At 69.2% G+C, this 16,972-nt stretch carries 13 protein-coding genes and 2 pseudogenes; 8 read left to right on the top strand and 7 right to left on the bottom strand.

Translation table 11 applies throughout. The features are described from left to right. Nucleotides 1-36 precede the first annotated feature (36 nt). Nucleotides 37-612 (top strand): Ax21 family protein, encoded by a 576-nt coding sequence (locus tag QQA12_RS14540; RefSeq protein WP_182335445.1) that lies wholly within the window; start codon nt 37-39, stop codon nt 610-612. An 88-nt stretch (nt 613-700) separates the two neighbouring features. On the opposite strand, the gene QQA12_RS14535 is transcribed toward QQA12_RS14540, so the two are convergent. Beyond that, nucleotides 701-1,171: a DUF1456 family protein gene (locus tag QQA12_RS14535; protein ID WP_054667913.1), complete on the bottom strand. Its 471-nt coding sequence runs from the start codon at nt 1,169-1,171 to the stop codon at nt 701-703. 241 nt (nt 1,172-1,412) lie between these two features. Between QQA12_RS14535 and QQA12_RS14530 the strand changes: the two genes are divergently transcribed. Continuing rightward, a complete protein-coding gene (locus QQA12_RS14530) occupies nt 1,413-1,736 on the top strand; it encodes a DUF6122 family protein (RefSeq protein WP_054667911.1) in 324 nt (107 codons plus the stop codon). Nucleotides 1,737-1,763: 27 nt separating this feature from the next. Here QQA12_RS14530 and QQA12_RS14525 read toward each other — a convergent pair whose 3' ends face one another. From QQA12_RS14525 to QQA12_RS14515, 3 genes are all read right to left on the bottom strand, one after another. Further along, nucleotides 1,764-2,198 carry a hypothetical protein gene (locus QQA12_RS14525; protein WP_056931022.1) on the bottom strand — a complete coding sequence of 145 codons (435 nt, stop codon included), beginning with the start codon at nt 2,196-2,198 and terminating at the stop codon, nt 1,764-1,766. Nucleotides 2,199-2,296: 98 nt separating this feature from the next. Next, nucleotides 2,297-3,508 carry an FAD-dependent oxidoreductase gene (locus tag QQA12_RS14520; protein ID WP_226049673.1) on the bottom strand — a complete coding sequence of 404 codons (1,212 nt, stop codon included), beginning with the start codon at nt 3,506-3,508 and terminating at the stop codon, nt 2,297-2,299. Between the two features lie 24 nt (nt 3,509-3,532). Then, nucleotides 3,533-4,024, bottom strand: a complete 492-nt coding sequence (locus tag QQA12_RS14515) for a lipocalin family protein (RefSeq protein ID WP_226049672.1) — start codon at nt 4,022-4,024, stop codon at nt 3,533-3,535. A 131-nt stretch (nt 4,025-4,155) separates the two neighbouring features. On the opposite strand from QQA12_RS14515, the gene QQA12_RS14510 reads away from it, so the two are divergent. Together QQA12_RS14510 and QQA12_RS14505 are read left to right on the top strand one after the other, a co-directional pair. Next, nucleotides 4,156-4,404, top strand: a complete 249-nt coding sequence (locus QQA12_RS14510; RefSeq protein ID WP_056931020.1) for a hypothetical protein — start codon at nt 4,156-4,158, stop codon at nt 4,402-4,404. 106 nt (nt 4,405-4,510) lie between these two features. Then, a complete protein-coding gene (locus tag QQA12_RS14505) occupies nt 4,511-6,958 on the top strand; it encodes a DUF3772 domain-containing protein (protein WP_226049671.1) in 2,448 nt (815 codons plus the stop codon). A gap of 82 nt (nt 6,959-7,040) precedes the next feature. Here the strand turns inward: QQA12_RS14505 and QQA12_RS14500 are convergent, their stop codons facing one another. Continuing rightward, nucleotides 7,041-9,143: a phosphoglycerol transferase I gene (locus QQA12_RS14500; RefSeq protein ID WP_226049670.1), complete on the bottom strand. Its 2,103-nt coding sequence runs from the start codon at nt 9,141-9,143 to the stop codon at nt 7,041-7,043. Between the two features lie 327 nt (nt 9,144-9,470). Then, nucleotides 9,471-11,123: an AarF/UbiB family protein gene (locus QQA12_RS14495; RefSeq protein ID WP_082594954.1), complete on the bottom strand. Its 1,653-nt coding sequence runs from the start codon at nt 11,121-11,123 to the stop codon at nt 9,471-9,473. Between the two features lie 179 nt (nt 11,124-11,302). On the opposite strand from QQA12_RS14495, the gene QQA12_RS14490 reads away from it, so the two are divergent. Further along, a complete protein-coding gene (locus QQA12_RS14490) occupies nt 11,303-12,211 on the top strand; it encodes a DUF808 domain-containing protein (protein WP_056931018.1) in 909 nt (302 codons plus the stop codon). Between the two features lie 56 nt (nt 12,212-12,267). On the opposite strand, the gene QQA12_RS14485 is transcribed toward QQA12_RS14490, so the two are convergent. Further along, on the bottom strand, nt 12,268-12,666 hold the full coding sequence (locus QQA12_RS14485; RefSeq protein ID WP_226049669.1) for a helix-turn-helix transcriptional regulator: 399 nt from the start codon (nt 12,664-12,666) through the stop codon (nt 12,268-12,270). Between the two features lie 252 nt (nt 12,667-12,918). On the opposite strand from QQA12_RS14485, the pseudogene QQA12_RS14480 reads away from it, so the two are divergent. From QQA12_RS14480 to QQA12_RS14470, 3 genes and pseudogenes are all read left to right on the top strand, one after another. Continuing rightward, a pseudogene (locus QQA12_RS14480) lies at nt 12,919-13,317 on the top strand (hemolysin D); the annotation flags it as partial. Between the two features lie 64 nt (nt 13,318-13,381). Continuing rightward, a pseudogene (locus QQA12_RS14475) lies at nt 13,382-13,942 on the top strand (ATP-binding cassette domain-containing protein); the annotation flags it as partial. Nucleotides 13,943-14,236: 294 nt separating this feature from the next. Further along, nucleotides 14,237-16,954, top strand: coding sequence for a pitrilysin family protein (locus tag QQA12_RS14470; RefSeq protein WP_226049668.1), 2,718 nt, complete (start codon nt 14,237-14,239; stop codon nt 16,952-16,954). Nucleotides 16,955-16,972: the final 18 nt, after the last annotated feature.

The raw sequence follows: 16,972 nt of genomic DNA, 5'->3' as shown, positions 1-16,972 counted from the left end.
GCCACCAGACAGTAATTCCTGAAGGTGTACCCCCCCATGAAGACGTCCCTGATTGCCCTGGCCCTGGCGGCCGCCCTCCCGTTCGCCGCTTCCGCTGCCGACACCCTTTCCTACAACTATGTCGAAGGCGACTACGTCAAGACCGACATCTCCGGTCCCGATGCCGACGGCTGGGCGCTGAAGGGCTCCTGGGCCTTCCATCCGAATTTCCACGTGTTCGGCGATTTCACCCAGCAGGAAATCGACCACAGCAACGCCAGGTTCGACCAGTGGCGCATCGGCGCCGGCTACAACCGCGCCATCGCGCCGGGCACCGACCTGGTCGCACGCGTGGCCTACCAGAAGTTCGATCCGCACCACAGCCGCCTGGACCTGGACGGTTACAACGCCGAAGTGGGCCTGCGCAACGCGTTCGGCGAGCACGTCGAGGTGTATGCCTTCGCCGGCTACCAGGACTACACCCGCACCCATGGCGTCAACCCGGACGGTGCCTTCTATGGTCGCCTCGGTGGCCAGGTGAAGTTGAACCGCAACTGGGGCATCAACGGCGACCTGAAGATGGACCGCCACGGCGACAAGGAGTGGTCGGTCGGCCCGCGTTTCAGCTGGTAACCCACCTGGCAGACGCGGAACAGCACAAAGCCCGGCATTGCCGGGCTTTGTGCCGTGTGCCCGCGCTGCGCACGGGCGTGCCGCGGTTTCAGGCCGCGCGCACGCGTGCGGTCAGGCCCTTGAGGAAATTGCGCAGCAACTGGTCGCCACAGGCGCGGTAGTTCTTGTGGTCCGGCTGCCGGAACAGCGCCGACAGTTCCGGCTTGGACAGCGGAAAGCCGGCCGCGGCGAAGATCTCGTGCATGTCCACGTCCTTGAGCTGGAAGGCGACGCGCAGCTTCTTCAGCACCAGGTTGTTGGTGATGCGCGCTTCCGGCGCACGCTGCGGCTGCGAGTCGTCGCGGCCGCGGAAGTGGTAGATCAGCCCGTCGAGGAAACGCGACAGCGCCGCATCCGGGCAGGCCTCGAACAGCGGCTCGTCGTCGCGGCGCAGGAAATCGTGCACCTGCGCCGGGTCCACGTCGAACGCCGGGTCGGCCAGGTGGATCAGGTCCACCACGTGCTTGTCGCCCAGGTCGAGCATGTAGCGGATGCTGCGCAGTACGTCGTTGTTGATCATCACCACTCCGGAACAGCCGTGGCGCGACTGCCCGGCAGGGTGCACAGTGTAACGCTGGCGCCAGCGGCGGCCGGTACACTGGGGGGCGATTCCCCTGGCCGCACCGTCATGCCTGTTCCCGCTTCCGCCGCTCCTTCCGCCGCCGCCCCGCTGCCGCTGGCTACCCCCAGCCATACGCCGTGCGCGGGCAGGGCGTGTGGTGCCGGCGTCGACCGGGCCTGGCCGGCGGGCGCCTGAGCGCATGGGGCTGCGCGCGATCCTGCACCTGTGCCTGCACGCGGCGGTGCCTGCCCTGCTGGCGTGGATGTTCTGGCGGCCCCGGTTCGGCCGCGCCTGGTTGCTGCTGTTGCTGGGCTGGGTGATCGACCTGGACCACCTGCTGGCCGATCCGATCTACGCGCCGGACCGCTGCAGCATCGGCTTCCATCCGCTGCATACCGCCCCGGCGGCCGCCGTCTACGCGGGATTGCTGCTGCCGCGCCGCACGCGGCTGTTCGGCATCGGCCTGCTGCTGCACCTGGCGCTGGACGCCATCGACTGCGTCTGGATGCGCTGCGGCGGTTGATGCCGCCGGGGCCGGTCCGGTCCGGGCTTACCAGCCGTACCAGGGGCCCGGGCCGTAGCCGAACGGACCCACGCCCTTGCCCTGGCTGACGTGGATGTTCACGTCCACCCGGCGGGTCTTGCCCTCGTCGGTCGTGTAGTTCTTGCCGAGGTTGATGTCGGCCGCGCTCCAGTGGCTGTTGCCGAACGCCTTGGAATAGCCGATGCCGGTGCTGAGCGTGCCGTGCACCTGCAGCTTGTCGTCGGTGACGGTCGCCGTGCCCGCATCCCGGCGCGGCAGTGGGCCGCTGTGGTCGCCGTAATAGGTTCCCGGGGCGTCGGCCTGGTAGGACGGGTCGTTGAGGTAGCGCAGCGGCGCCTGCGGCACGCTCAGGTCCAGCGAACCCGGCGTGGTGCCCGCGGTCTGCGCCGCGGCCAGGGGCGATGCCAGCAGGCAGGCAAGGATCATGAGGAACCGGTTCATCGTGCTGGCGCTCCTGGCTGGGGCCGTCATCGTGGCAGGTGGGACACGCCGACGCTACCGTGGCGGCGGTGAACCGGGGCTGTCATGGCGGCGGCGGTTCACCCCGGGCGGGTGAATCCGAACAACGTGGCCAGCCGGTGCCGGCGCCGCTCGATGGCCGCGCGCAGCAGGCCGGCGCCGATCATCGAATAGGTGATGCCATTGCCGCCATAGGCCATGGCGAACAGCACGCGGGGGCCCCACTGCGGGTGCGCGCCGAAGAACGGCAGGCCGTCCCGGGTTTCGGCGAAGGTCCCGGCCCAGGCGAAGGCAGGAGTCACGGGCAGCTGCGGGAACAGCCGCTGCACCTTGGCCGCGAGCCGGCGCGCCTTGCGCTCGACGCGCGCGTCGCGGCGCGCCGGTATGTCGATGGCATCGTCCTCGCCGCCGACCAGCAGCCGCAGGTCGGCGGTGCTGCGCAGGTACAGGTACGGCCGCGCCGACTCCCACAGCATGGTCCGGCGCAGTGGGCCGAGCATCGTGGCCGGCAGCGGGTCGGTGACGAACGCATAGCTGCTGCGGTTGCGCGCCACGCGCTGGTCGAGCCAGTGCGCATTGGCGTAGCCGGCAGCCAGCACCACATGGCCGCAGCGCACCTGCATGCCGTCGGCGGTGGTCGCCACCACGCCCCGCGACGTCGGCTGCAGGCGGGTGATGGTGGTGCGGTCGAACACCTGCGCGCCGCGCCGCTGCAGTCGTGCCAGCAGCCGGTGCGCCATGCGGTACGGGTCGACGCTGGCGGCCAGGTCGCTCAGGATCGCCGCCGGCGCCTGGAACCCGTAGCCATCGCCGATCTCGCCCGGTTCGAGCCAGTGCACGCCGAAGCCGTGCTTCCTGCGCAGTTCGTACTCGGCGCGCAGGGCGCCGCGGTGGCGGTGGCGGCTGGCGTAGTAGAGGCTGTCGCCGCGGCGGAAATCGACGCCGCGCAGTTCCGCGGAAAGGGCCTGCAGCTGGCCGATGGCGTCGGCGCAGGCGCGATAGGCCAGTACCGCGGCGTGCTCGCCGTAGCGCGTGGCCAGGTCGACCATGTGGGTGTCGATCTCGTACTGCAGCAGCGCGGTGCTGGCGGCACTGGAGCCCCAGCCGATGTCGCGCTGCTCGACTACCGCCACGTCGTGCCCGTGCCGCGCCAGTTCGTCGGCGATCAGTGCGCCAGTGATGCCGCCGCCGACTACCAGCACGTCGCAGCGCAACGCCTGCGCCAGCGGCGGGTAGGCGTGCATCAGGCCGTTCCTGATCGCCCAGAAGGGATAGCCGCTCTTCAGGTCCATGTGCCGGTTCCGCCGCGGTGCCGGTCAGGCAGTGGGGTGTCCGGTATGCGGCGTGTGGATCATGCGGTCCACGTCGAAGCCCTGCTGGCGCGCGTAGGCGATGTAGTGCTGGCGGGTGATCTCGTCCATCCGCGGCTCGCGCGACAGCAGCCACAGGTACTTGCGATCGGGGCTGCCGACCAGCGCCGCGGTGTAGCCGCCATCGACCAGGATCACCCAGTAGTCGCCCCTGGTGAAGGGAATCCAGCGCAGCCCTTCAGGCAGGAAGCTCACCTCCAGGCGGCTGTTGGAGGCATCGATCGGCTTGGCCTGGCCGATCGCCTCCACCAGCTCGCCATCGCGCAGGCAGCGGTTGCGCACGCGGATGCTGCCGTCCTCGTCGAGCGTGTAGTGCGCGCTGACGTCGGTGGCGTCCTCCGGCTCGTGGCGCATCGGCAGGCGGTCGATCTCGTACCAGGTGCCGAGATAGCGCGGCAGGTCGAGAGCGGGAACGGTGGGCAGTGGCGGCTGGTCCATGACGGCTCCTGGTCGGGAAGGGCGATGCAGCTATAGGACAGCGCCGGTGAATGCGGCGTGGGCGCCGCCGGTGGCGCACCCCCGGCCGCGCGCTTGCGCTAGGCTTGCCGTTCCGAAAACGGGAGAGGCCCATGTACGCGGTGATCCTTCTCAAGGACCCGGAGCGCTACGCGCGCGAAAGCTGGGAGCAGGTGCCGGACCTGGTCGAGTACGAGGGCGCGAGCTACTCGCTGCGCGCCGGGCCGCGGCAGCCGCTGGCGACCGACCGGCAGTGGGACCCGGTGGCGGTGTATGCCCCCGATGAGTTCACCGAAGAGGAATTCCAGGACCTGTACGCGGCGCATCGCCCGCACGTCGCCGAGCTTGGCCTGAAGTACTGAGGGCCGCCCTGGCGCGGGCCGGCGCGCCGTTGGCGGAGCGTGGACGCGGGCTGTCTTATAGTCCGCACACGCGCGGTGGTCCGCGCATGCCTGCCGGTCCACCGCCTTGTCCTTCCGCTACCGTTTTTCGTTGCCGCGCGCGTTGTTGCTGGTGTTCCTGCTGGTCGGCAGCGGGGTATCGGCCGGGGTGGCCGCGGCGGTCGATACCACCACCGGGGCACCATCGCCGCAGGCCCGCATCATCCAGGCCGAGCGCGCGCTGCAGGCGGTACGCCGCTCGCTCGACGACGCCGACGCGCCGGAAACGCTGCGGACGCTGTCCGAGCAGGCGCTGCAGGCCAGGCGCGATGCCGATGCGGCGGTGGCTGCGCTGGCGCCGCAGCTGGAACAGATCGACGCCCGCATCGCCCAGCTCGGGCCGCTGGACGACGGCGCCACCGAGGAACGCAGCATCAGCCGCCAGCGCGGCGCGCTGGACCAGCAGCGCAGCCAGCTCGATGCGGATATCAAGCGCGGCAAGCTGCTGGCCGAGGATGCGCGGCAGCTGAGCGATTCGATCGAGAAGACGCGCGCCCAGCAGTTCGGCGAGCAGCTCGGGCGCAAGGTCGGCTCGCCGCTGTCGCCGGCGCTGTGGCGGCAGTTCGCCGCCAGCCTGCCCGACGACCTGGCGCGGCTGCAGGGGCTTTACCGGCAGGCCGCCGGCGGCCTGAAGGCGGCGGTGGCGGCGCACGGCTGGACCGCGCCGCTGGTGGGCGCGGGACTGGCATTGCTGATGGTGTTCCCGCTGCGCTTGTGGCTGCGCCGCCTGGGCCGCCGCTACGCTGCCTCCGAGCGGGCCCCGGACGGGCGCCTGCGGCGCTCCGGGCTGGCGGTGTGGCTGCTGCTGGTCGGCACCCTGTTGCCGGGCTTCGCGGCGATGGTCGTGGTCGCCAGCCTGCGCGGCATCTCGGCGATTCCACCGCGGCTGGAATCGGTGGCCGACATCTTCGTCCTGGCCAGCTTCGTGGCCGCCTTCTACGCCGCGCTGGCGGCCAGCCTGCTGGTGCCGCACCGGCCGTCATGGCGGCTGCTGGGCATCGACGACGTCGCCGCACTGCACCTGCGCCGGTTCGCCTGGGGCGCGGCCGGACTGACCTGGCTGTCCGCGCTGCTGCGCGAGATCAACCGCTCGGCGCGCACCTCCACGGTGAGCACGGTCACGCTCGATGGCCTGGTCGCGTTGAGCTACGTGGCGTTGATCATGGCGGCACTGGTGACGCTGGCGCGGCTGCACCGGCGCCGTGCCGCCGCGGCCGCGCAGGCCGAGCAGGAGGCGGGCGCCGCCGCCGATGGCAGGCCGCCACGCGCCACACGCAGCGGCTGGCTGGTGCTGGCGCGGCTGGGCGGGCACCTGACCGTGCTGTCGGCGCTGGTGGCCACGCTGCTGGGCTATCTCAACTTCGCGATGTTCCTCGCCCAGCAGATGGTGTGGGTCACCGTGGTGGTGATGGCGGTGGCGCTGCTGACCCGCTTCGCCGACGACCTGTCGCTGTGGCTGTTCGCGCCGGACAGCGCTTTCGGCCGTACCCTGCGGCTGTCCACCGGCGTGTCGCCGGCACGCATGGAACAGGCCGGCGTGCTGCTGTCGGCGGTGCTGCGGATCGGCGTGGTGTTGCTGGGCATCGCCGCGGTGGTGGTGTGGTTCGGCAATACCGCGGCCCTGTCGGCCTGGGCGGACACGTTGAACACCGGGCTGACGATCGGCGGGCAGACGCTGCGCCCGTCGGCGCTGCTGTGGGCGCTGCTGGTGCTGCTGCTCGGCCTGGGCCTGATGAAGGTGCTGCAGCAGTGGCTGGTGGACACCTGGCTGCCGCGGACCGGCCTGGACAGCGGCGCGCGCAATTCGATCAGCACCGTCGCCCGTTACCTGGGCATCGCGCTGGCGGTGCTGTGGTCGCTGGCCACGCTGGGCATCGGGTTCGAGAAGCTGGCGCTGCTGGCCAGCGCGCTGTCGGTGGGCATCGGCTTCGGCCTGCAGGCGATCACCCAGAACTTCGTTTCCGGGCTGATCCTGCTCGCCGAGCGCCCGGTGAAGATCGGCGACTGGGTGAAGATCGGCGACCAGGAGGGCGACATCCGCCGCATCTCGGTGCGTTCGACCGAGATCCAGGTGGGCGACAAGTCCACCCTGATCGTGCCCAACTCCGAGCTGATCACCAAGACCATCCGCAACATGACGATGGCCAACGCGCTGGGCCGCGTGCAGATCCAGTTCTCGGTGCCGCTGGGCGCCGACGTGGGACGCGTGCGGCAGTTGCTGCTCGAGCTGTTCGCGGGCCACGAGAAGGTGCTGGACGAGCCGGCGCCGTCGGTGTTCATCGATTCGATCAGTGGCGGCCTGGTGGCGCTGAACTGCTTTGCCTACGTGTCCAGTCCGCGTGCGGTGTATGGCGTGCGCTCGGACCTGCTGTTCGCATTGCTGCAGGCCACCGCCGAGCAGGGCATCGCGCTGGTGACCCCGACCGACGTACGTGTCCTGCACGCCGATCCGCAGGCCGACGACCCCGTGCAGTAAACCGCGGCCGGCCCCGGCGCCACCCGCGGCGGGGCTGCGTCGGACGCGTTCGCCGCGTTCGCCGCGGAGGCCGCGCCGTGGCTCAGGAACGCGGGCGGCCGCCGATCGCCGGCACCAGCGCGTAGCGCTCCACCGCCAGCGTCTCGGCGTGGCCCAGCCAGGCGCGGATCTCCAGGTCGTCGATCTGTTCCTCCAGGCCCAGCGGCAGACTGATGCGGCCGTCGCTGTCCGGCTGCACCCATTGCTGTGCCACCACCACCTTGCGCTGCGCCGACACCGCCTCGACCCAGAACGCGCGCGCGGGGCGCTGGCTGGCGTACAGCTCCAGCACGTACTGGCCGGGGCGGGTGGGTTGCGCGGTGCGGCTGATCATGCGCGACTGGCGCACGCTCGGGCGTGGACCTTGGAACGGCTCCAGCGGGGCGTCCACGGCGATGCCGCGGCGCAGCTGCGCGTCGCGGTACAGGCGCATGCCCTGGTCGCTGTCCACCAGCAACGCGCACCAGTGGCCATCGGCGGAGGCGTCCTCGAAAGCGGTGCAGCGATCCACATAGGCGAGGCGATGGCTGGGGTCGGCCTCGTCGAAGCGGCGCGAGGTGTTCTCCAGGTACACCGATTCCAGCGCCCATTGCGCGTCGTACTCCAGCAGCACCGGCGGCTTCACCTTCTGAACGCCGACAAGTACCTGGTCGTCCTCCAGGCGCAGCATGCGGGTCTGTTCGCCCAGCCACAGCGAACGGGCGAACGCTCGGTAGCGTGCGTAGTCCGCCGGATCGGCCTTCAGTGCGGCGACGCTGGCACTGGCCGCGCGCGGGGTGGCCAGCAGCGAGCGGCCGAAGCCGATCGCGTCGATGGCCGGGTCCAGCAGCTGCAGCAGGGTGGCGCCCGAGTCCAGGGTCGTGCCGGCGCTGGCGGCCAGCTGGCGCGGGGCGATGTCCTTGCCGAGGAACAGCAGCAGGTTCTCGCGCTGCAGGGTTTCCAGCACGTGGCTCAGGTCGTTGGGCATGGCCAGGTGGTCGGAGGCGACCACCACCAGGGTGTCGTCGCCGAACTCGCTGGCGCGGATCCGGTCCACCAGCCGCGCGATCAGCCGGTCGGTGCATTTGAGCGCATTGAGCAGGCCGATATCGCCGTGGGCGCTGCGGTAGCGCGTGCCCTTGCACGCGACCGGCAGGTGCCCGGCCGGATGGTGGGTATCCATGGTCAGCGCGGTGAGCATGAACGGCTGGCCGGCACGCGACAGCTCGATGAAACGGTCGAAGGCGCGTTCCAGCAGCACGTCGTCGTGGATGCCCCAGTTGGAGAAGTGCCGGGCGGCGATGCGCTGCTGGTGGAACCACGCCAGGTCGCGGATGTCGTCGTAACCGTGGCTGGCGAGAAAATCGGCCTTCGCCGCGAACTGACCGTTGGCGCCGCCCATGTAGTGGTTGCTGTAGCCCTGCTTTCTCAGATAGTCGCCCAGGCAGAATGCTTCCGGCAGGAAGCTGCCCATGCGGCCCATGCTGTTCTCGTCACCCTGCGCGGTGGTCAGCGGCACCCCGCACATGGATGACACCAGCCCGGCGATGGTCCAGCCGCTGCCGTCGGCCGAGGCGATGCCGCGCAGGTCCAGCGCCTGCCCGGCCAGCCGTTTCAGGTTGGGCATCAATCCGGGGAAAACGGTCTCGTCCAGGTAGGTGCGCTCCAGGCTTTCGCCGTAGATCCACACGATGTTCCGCGGGCGCGCCAGCGTCCGGGTGGGCACCACGTACTCCGGCGCCACCGCGCTGTAGTCGACCGGCTTCATCTGCTGGTACATGCGCCGCGCATCGCCATACAGCGGGCTGCCGATCACGGCGACCGCCAGCAGCACCGCGAATCCCGCGCTCAGCACGCCGCCATGCCGTGGCAGGTGGAAGCGGCGCACCCGCACCAGCAGCAGCGGAACCAGCGAAAGTACGACCAGCACGGCGAACGCGGCGATGTACCCCGTGAAGTCGCCGACGCCAGCACCTTCCATGTCGCTGCGCAGGTGGTAGAGCGTGGCCGAGTTGATGCCGTCACCGCTGAGCCGGTCGATCAGCCACCAGGCGCTGAATGCCAGCAGTGCCAGCGACAGCAGGCCCGCCTTGAGCCGCGCCAGCATGGGCGTGGACAGCAACAACACGAACAGGGCGGGCAGGTACAGCCAGAAGGTCCAATGCATGCGGTCGCTTGGGTAGTGGAAACGGAAGGCGCCTCGCTGCCAGGGGAGCAAAGGCGCGATCCACAGGCCCATGTCAGGCTCATGAAGCGTGGATGACAGAAATCATGCACAGACGAACCTGACTGAAATGTTTGCAGGAAGCGGCACACTGCACGCTGGCGTGCGGCGGATGCCCGCGCGGGTGCATTTCCCGCGGAGCGCATGTGTGCGCGGCTCTGCGCGCCCCGTTCTGGTGCGCTGCGTCATGCCGTCATGCCGCGACGATGCGCCGCTACCTGCCGGATACGGCCGGCTTCAGGACGATGGCGCGCGTGCCGCGCGTACTGCTCAGCGGTGTCCGCGCTCTTCGCGCGCGCGGGCACGGGTGCGGCGGTCGAACAGCAACGCGCTGACGATCAGGCCCAGGCCGATCACCACGCCCACGAGGAACAGCAGCATCGCGAACGCCGGGTAGCCGAACAGCGAGAAGTGGCTGGGCACCCGCATCAGCAGCGCCGACGACAGCAGCAGCGCGGCCGTGATCAGGCCGGCGGCGATGCGGTTGGCCACCTTCTGGATGTTCTCCATCAGTCGCGATTCCTCAAGCCCGGTGACCTTCATCTGCAGCCGGTTCTCGGCCACCAGGCTGAGGATGTCGGACACCCGCCGCGGTCCGGTGCGCAGCAGCTGCTGCAGCTCCATCGCCTCGCTGGCGACGTTGGCCATCGACAGTGACTTGACCAGGCGCGCACGCATCACGTGCTGCAGCTGGCGCTCGACCACGCCGCGCGTATCCAGCTCCGGCGCCAGCAGCCGGCACGCGCCTTCCAGGTTGAGCAGGGCCTTGCCGAGCAGGCTCAGTTCCGGCGGCGTGCGCAGGTCGCAGGCAGTGGCGATGCGCACGATCTCCAGCACAACGCGGCCCTCGGACAGGGTGTCGTTGGCGGCGTAGCGGGCGATCATCTGCCCGGTCAGGCGCAGGTAGCGCTCTTCGTCGTAGTCCTCCAGGCGCGTGCTGATGCCGATGATCTCGTCGGCCACTTCCTCGCCACGCCCGTCCACCGCCGCGAACAGCACCTTGAGCAGACGTTCGCGCAGGCGCGGCGGCACATGCGCGACCATGCCCAGGTCGAACACCGCCAGGCGCTGGTCGTCGGTCACCCGGAGGTTGCCCGGATGCGGGTCGGCATGGATCTCGCCATGCACGAAGATCTGGTCCAGGTAGCCGCGTACCAGCGCCGCGGCCAGCGGCTGCATCGACTGTTCGGTGCGGCGTACCGGCGGGATCGCGTCCACGCGCACGCCGTGCACCAGTTCCATGGTCAGCACCCGCCGCCGGCACAGGTCCCACAGCGGCTGCGGCACCCACAGCTCCGGATACGGCGCCAGGTGCTGGCCGAAGCGCGCCAGGTTGGCCGCTTCGGCCTCGTAGTCCAGCTCCATGCGCAGGGTGGTGGCGAACTCGTCCAGCCAGTCGGCGAAGCGCACCCGGCGGCCGACCCGGGTCAGGTGGTCGGCGGCGCTGGCGAAGCTGCGCAGTACGGCGATATCCGAGCGCAGCTGTGCGGCGACGTCGGGCTTCTGCACCTTGATCGCCACCTCGCGGCCGTCATGGAGCACGGCGCGGTGGACCTGGGCAATGGACGCGCAGCCCAGCGGCTCCGGGTCGAACACGGCGAACAGCTTGCCGACCGGCGCCTCCAGCTCTTCCTCGATCACCGCGCGGACCTGTTCCACCGGGATGGGCGCCACCTGCTCCTGCATGCGCTCCAGCGCGGCCACGTACTCCAGCGGGATCATGTCCGGGCGCGTGGACAGTACCTGGCCGAGTTTGACGAAGGTCGTCCCCAGCGCCTCCAGGTCGGCGACGAACTGCGCCGGGTCGGCGTCCTCGGGCAGCGGGGTGCCACGCGGCGGCTCGCCGTCCAGCTGCAGCCCGGAGAACACTCCGGAATTGCGATAGCGCAGCAGCAGCCGCAGGATCTGCTGGCGCCGGCTCATGCTGCCGACGGTGGCGGGCGTGGCCGGATCGTGTTTCGCTGCAGTCAAGGCGTTCTCCCGTGCGGCATGGTCGGGCAGTGTCACTGGCCGCAGGTGGTCGGCGGGTGAACGCGAACGGCCATGTCGCCCGGGCCCGGGATGCGTGACAATCGCCCCCTTCCCACTCTCCACGGTGCCCCATGGCTGGAGCCGGCCTGTTCGCCCTGCTCGACGATATCGCGACCCTGCTCGACGACGTTTCCATCCTGACCAAGGTCGCGGCCAAGAAGACCGCCGGCGTACTCGGCGACGACCTGGCGCTCAATGCGCAGCAGGTCACCGGGGTCAGTGCCGTGCGCGAGCTGCCGGTGGTATGGGCGGTGGCCAAGGGCTCGCTGCTCAACAAGGCGATCCTGGTGCCGGCGGCACTGGCGATCAGCGCATGGCTGCCGTGGGCGATCACGCCGCTGATGATGCTCGGCGGTGCGTTCCTCTGTTACGAGGGCGTGGAGAAGCTGGCGCACAAGTTCCTCCATGGCAAGGAGGACGAGCAGCGCCACGCCGAGCGGATCCAGGCGCTGGCCGATGCCGAGGTGGACATGGTCGCCTGGGAAAAGGACAAGGTGCGCGGCGCGATCCGTACCGACTTCATCCTCTCGGCCGAGATCATCGTGCTGTCGCTGGGCGTGGTCGCGCACGTGCCGTTCCTGCAGCGGGTGCTGGTGCTGGTGGCCATCGCACTGGCGATGACCGTGTTCGTCTACGGACTGGTCGCAGGCATCGTCAAGCTCGACGACATCGGCCTGTGGCTGCTGCGTCGCGGCCGTGCCGCCGCTGCGCTGGGCCGCGGCATCCTGCGCGCCATGCCGTGGTTGATGCGCGGCCTGTCGATCGCCGGCACCGCGGCGATGTTCCTGGTGGGTGGCGGCATCCTGGTGCACGCGATACCGGCGTTGCACCACCTGCTGGTGGGCTGGATTCCCTCGCCGTCCTGGGAAATCGCGGCCAACGCACTCGGCAGCGTGGTGGTCGGCGTCCTTGTCGGCGCGCTGGTGCTGGCGGCGGTAACGCTGGTGCAGCGCCTGCGGGGTGGCAAGCCGGCGCACTGAGCCGCTTGTCCCGCACCGGTTGAAGGTCGGGCAGCACGCAGGATTGCGCTGGAGTTTCAGGTGCGCGACGTCGCGCCTGCCTCCAGCATCTGCAGCACCATCTTGCGTGTGGCCGGGCGCGCGTGGCGGAACGCGCGCAGCACGCGTCTTTCCACTGGATCGTCGACCAGGTCGGCATCGGCGGCGGGCGTCCAGTCCTCGCACAGAGAGGGCTCTCCGCGGCCCGTCGCCAGCCATTCGTACGAGACGTCCGTTGCCAGCGCGATGGCGATCAGGCGCGCACTGCTGGGCGAAATTGCGCTGACGGCCTCCCAGTTCCCGACAGCGCTGCGGCTGACGTGCAACACCGAGGCCAGCTGGCGCTGCGTCATTTCCTTCCGCCGTCGTGCCATGCGGATTCGTATGCCGAGGCTTCCCGCCATTCGGTTTTCTCCCCCTTCCAGCAACGTTGCCATTATAGGCATGGTGGGGAAATGGCCCGCGCATCGCGATCGATGCCTGGTTGCGCCATTGCATGACGGAATATCAAAAGCGCATGTCAGCAACAATGACGCAATTGGTCATTAATGCTGGCAGCGTTCGCGTGATCGCTTTCGTGCCGGTCGGATGGGTCGGCGGTGTCATTGAATAAGGCGCGCATCAGGGCTTGTCGTAGCGCGGTGGATGGAAAAGGTGATTCCCCTCCGATGACGATGCATGGGGATGCAATGTCGCAACCGTTGTTCCGCGATGAAGTGCTCAAGGCTCGCCGCACCAGCTGGCTGGGCGGCATTTCGCTGGCGCAACCGCTGCGGCTGTGGGTATTGACCGGGCTGGCAGTATTGGCTGCATCCACCATCGTGCTGTTCGTCACCTTGGGGACCTATACCCGCCGTTCCACCGTCACGGGTCAACTGGTGCCAACGCAGGGGTTGGCGACCGTAGTGGCGCCTGCCAGTGGCGTAGTAACGCGCATGGATGTTGCCGAGGGTGGGCAGGTTATCGCCGGCAATATGCTGGCCCTGGTCACCGTACCGCGTGCCACCCAAGGCAGCGGCGACACGCAGGCGGCCCTGGAACAGCACCTGCAGCAACGGCAGGACGGTCTGGTCGCTACACAACAGGCCGGCACGCACAGTTGCGGGCGCAGGCGCAGGCGCAGGCGCAGGCGCAGGCGCAGGCGCTGGGCATCTGCTGGGCCTGCTCAAGCCCAGCGAAGGCAGCATCCACGGCGGCGGCCATGACCTGCACAAGCTGGGTGCGCGCAACGTGCGCGCCATCGTCGGTGCGGTGATGCAGGACGATCAGCTGTTCGCCGGCAGCATCGCCGACAACATCGGCTTCTTCGACCCAGAGTTCGATCTTGGGCGTGTCGAGCAGGCGGCGCGGCTGGCGGCGGTGCACGATGATATCGCCGCGATGCCGATGGGCTATCACGGCCTGATCGGCGACATGGGCAGCTCGCTCTCCGGTGGGCAGAAGCAGCGCATCATCCTGGCGCGCGCGCTGTACCGGCAGCCGAAACTGCTGTTCCTGGACGAGGCTACCAGCCATCTGGACGTGGGCAACGAACAGCTGGTCAATGCGGCGATCCGGCGCCTGCAGGTTACCCGCGTGATCGTCGCGCATCGCCCCGAAACCATTGCCAGCGCCGATCGCGTGCTGGTGATGGAGCAGGGCCGGATCGTGCAGGAACTGCGCCCGCAGCCCGCATGCGATGCGCCGGCCGGGGAAGTCGAGCATGCGATGTAGGCTTGTCCGATGCATGCCTTCTGGAATGGAAAAGCGTCATGACTACATGCAGGATGGTCATCGGTGTGGGTGGATTGCGCTGGACATGACCGTTTCAGGCGGCCGCGTGGATGACGTGGCGAAGCGACGCTGTCAGCTCTGACAGTTGCATGCATGCGCGCGTTGCGGATCAAATCGTTGTTTTGCGGTACATGGGTGCCGTGCAGTGAGCGTCGGTGCGATGCAGGCCGGCGTGTCGTGTCGATCATCAGACAAGGGGAAATGATGCTGAAACTTTCTTCCTGCGCCCTGGGCGTGGCTCTTTCGTTTGCGTTGATGCCGGCGGTATACGCCAAGGGTGAACCGGCGACGCTGCCGCGGGCGGTGACGGCCGGGCCGTGCATCGAGGGCATCTGCGAATACCGCCTGCCCAACGGCCTGCGGGTGCTGCTGTTCCCGGATGCGAGCAAGCCCACCGTCACCGTCAACCTGGTCTACGGCGTGGGCTCGATGCAGGAGAACTACGGTGAGACCGGCATGGCGCACCTGCTGGAGCATCTGCTGTTCAAGGGCACGCCGAAGCATCCGGACATCCCCGGCGAGATGCAGCAGCGCGGGGTGAGCAAGAACGCCACCACCTCGCTGGACCGCACCAATTACTTCGCCTCGTTCCCGGCCAACGACGACACGCTGGACTGGCTGCTCGGGCTGGAGGCGGACCGCATGGTCAATTCCAGGGTGGCCAAGGCCGACCTGGACAGCGAGATGACCGTCGTCCGCAACGAGATGGAAGCCGGCGACAACAGTCCCGCGGGCGTGCTGATGAAGCGCATGCGCTCGGTCGCCTACGACTGGCACAACTATGCCAACCTGCCCATCGGCGCGCGCTCGGACGTGGAGAACGTGCCGATCGGCAACCTGCAGGCGTTCTATCGCACCTGGTACCAGCCGGACAATGCGCTGCTGATCGTGGCCGGCCGCATCGACGCCGACACCACGCTGTCGCGCATCGCCGCGCATTTCGGGCCGCTGAAGAAGCCGGCCCGCACGCTGCCGGCGTTCCATACCGCCGAACCGACCCAGGACGGCGAGCGCGAGGTGACGGTGCGCCGCAGCGGCGATCTGTCGCTGGTAGCCACCACCTACCACGTGCCGGCATTGGCGCAGGCCGACAGCGCGGCGCTGGCCGTGCTGGGCAACGTGCTGGGGCACACGCCCAGCGGGCGCCTGCACAAGGCACTGGTGGAGACCAAGCTCGCTGCCGGCACCGGTGCCGGCAGCATGAGCATGCGCGATCCGGGGTTGTTCAATGTGATCGCGGTGCTGCCTAGGGAGGGCGATGCGGCCAGGGCCGAGGCCGAACTGCTGCTGCAGGCCGAAGCGATCGCCGCCCGCCCGGTGACCGCGGACGAGGTGGACGCGGCCAAGCAGCGCATCGGCAACGACCAGGAGAACCTGTTCAACAACGTCAACGCAGTGGCGATGGCGCTGTCGGAGTACCAGGCGGCCGGCGACTGGCGCCTGTTGTTCGTGCAGCGTGATGCCATTGCCAAGGTGACGGCCGCGGACGTCAACCGGGTGGCGGCGGCGTACCTGAAGCCGAGCAACCGCACGCTTGGCCGGTTCGTGCCCACCGACGCGCCGGATCGCGCGGAGATTCCCGCCGCCCCGGCGATCGCCAGCGTGGTCGACGGTTACACCGGCCGGGCGGCGGTGGAGGCGGGCGAGGCCTTCGAGGCGACGCCGCAGAATATCGCCGCGCGGACGCAGACGTTCACCCTGGGCGACGGCTTGAAGGTGTCGCTGCTGCCGCGGCGCACGCGCGGGCAGACGGTCACCGTCAACGCCCATTTCGAGTTTGGCAGCGAGCAGGCCATCAGCGGTCGCGATACCGCCGCGCAGTGGGTGGGGTCGATGCTGCTGCGCGGTGCCGGCGGGCAGAGCTACGAGCAGCTGGTTGCCCGGTTCGATGCGCTCAAGACCGAGGCCTCCATCGGCGGCAGCCTGCAGGGTGCGCAGATCCGCCTCAGCGGAAAGCGCGAAACCCTGGCCGAGGCGCTGGCGCTGGCCGCGCAGGTACTGCGCCAGCCGGACTTTCCGCAGGCGCAGTTCGAACAGCTGCGGTTGCAGGCGATCACGGGTATCGAAGCGCAGCGCAAGGAGCCGGGCATGCTGGCATCGATGGCGATGGCGATGTACTTCGATCCGTGGCCCGCGGGGCATCCATTGCATGCGGATTCGCTGGACGAGTCGCTGGCCAAGCTCAATGCGCTCAAGCTCGAGGACCTGCGTGCCTGGCACCGTGATTTCTACGGCACCGCGAACGGCCGCATCAGCGTGGTCGGCGACTTCGATCCGGAGGTGGTGAAGACGCAGCTGCAGGCGTTGTTCGCGGGCTGGAAGTCGCCGGCACCCTATGCGCCCATCGCCACCCGCTACCAGCCGCGCGCCGCGCACCGGGAGAGCTTCAGCACTCCCGACAAGCCCAACGCGGTATTGCTGGCGCGGCAGAACCTGTCGCTCAACGTGACCGATGCCGACGCACCGGCGCTGAGCATCGCGGTCGACATCCTGGGGGGCGATCCGCTCAAGTCGCGACTGGCCGATCGCATCCGCCAGCGCGAGGGACTGAGCTACGGCGTGAGCGCCGGGCTGCGTGCGGACGACAGCCGCAGCGGCCGCGACGACAATGGCAGCCTCACGGTGCAGGCCATCGCCGCGCCGGAGAACATGGGCAAGGTAGAGCGTGCCCTGCGCGAGGAGCTGGCGCGGTTGGTGGCCGACGGCGTCACCGAGCAGGAACTGCGCGACGCCGTAGCCGCGCGCATGGTCCAGCGCGAGCAGTCACGGGCCAGCGATGGGGCGGTCGCCGGACTGCTGCAGGAACTGCTCGACTACGATCGCTCCATGGCGTTCGTGATCGAGCGCGACGCAGCCTACCGGTCGCTGACCGTCGACCGGGTCAATGCCGCGATCCGCACGCACCTCAAGCCCGAAAGCCTGAGCGTGTTCGTGGCCGGCGACTTCAAGTAGGTGGATGCCGGGGCGGCC

Origin of the sequence: Stenotrophomonas sp. 17(2023) (genome assembly GCF_030345315.1) — a bacterium.
Lineage (GTDB): Bacteria > Pseudomonadota > Gammaproteobacteria > Xanthomonadales > Xanthomonadaceae > Stenotrophomonas > Stenotrophomonas acidaminiphila.
This window is presented reverse-complemented; position numbering and strand designations above follow the sequence as displayed.

Excerpts from the sequence above, each read along its gene's own strand:
- QQA12_RS14540 (WP_182335445.1), top strand. The coding sequence starts at position 37 with ATGAAGACGTCCCTGATTGCCCTGGCCCTGGCGGCCGCCCTCCCGTTC.
- QQA12_RS14535 (WP_054667913.1), bottom strand. The coding sequence starts at position 1,171 with ATGATCAACAACGACGTACTGCGCAGCATCCGCTACATGCTCGACCTG.
- QQA12_RS14530 (WP_054667911.1), top strand. The coding sequence starts at position 1,413 with ATGGGGCTGCGCGCGATCCTGCACCTGTGCCTGCACGCGGCGGTGCCT.
- QQA12_RS14525 (WP_056931022.1), bottom strand. The coding sequence starts at position 2,198 with ATGAACCGGTTCCTCATGATCCTTGCCTGCCTGCTGGCATCGCCCCTG.
- QQA12_RS14520 (WP_226049673.1), bottom strand. The coding sequence starts at position 3,508 with ATGGACCTGAAGAGCGGCTATCCCTTCTGGGCGATCAGGAACGGCCTG.
- QQA12_RS14515 (WP_226049672.1), bottom strand. The coding sequence starts at position 4,024 with ATGGACCAGCCGCCACTGCCCACCGTTCCCGCTCTCGACCTGCCGCGC.
- QQA12_RS14510 (WP_056931020.1), top strand. The coding sequence starts at position 4,156 with ATGTACGCGGTGATCCTTCTCAAGGACCCGGAGCGCTACGCGCGCGAA.
- QQA12_RS14500 (WP_226049670.1), bottom strand. The coding sequence starts at position 9,143 with ATGCATTGGACCTTCTGGCTGTACCTGCCCGCCCTGTTCGTGTTGTTG.
- QQA12_RS14495 (WP_082594954.1), bottom strand. The coding sequence starts at position 11,123 with ATGAGCCGGCGCCAGCAGATCCTGCGGCTGCTGCTGCGCTATCGCAAT.
- QQA12_RS14490 (WP_056931018.1), top strand. The coding sequence starts at position 11,303 with ATGGCTGGAGCCGGCCTGTTCGCCCTGCTCGACGATATCGCGACCCTG.
- QQA12_RS14485 (WP_226049669.1), bottom strand. The coding sequence starts at position 12,666 with ATGGCAACGTTGCTGGAAGGGGGAGAAAACCGAATGGCGGGAAGCCTC.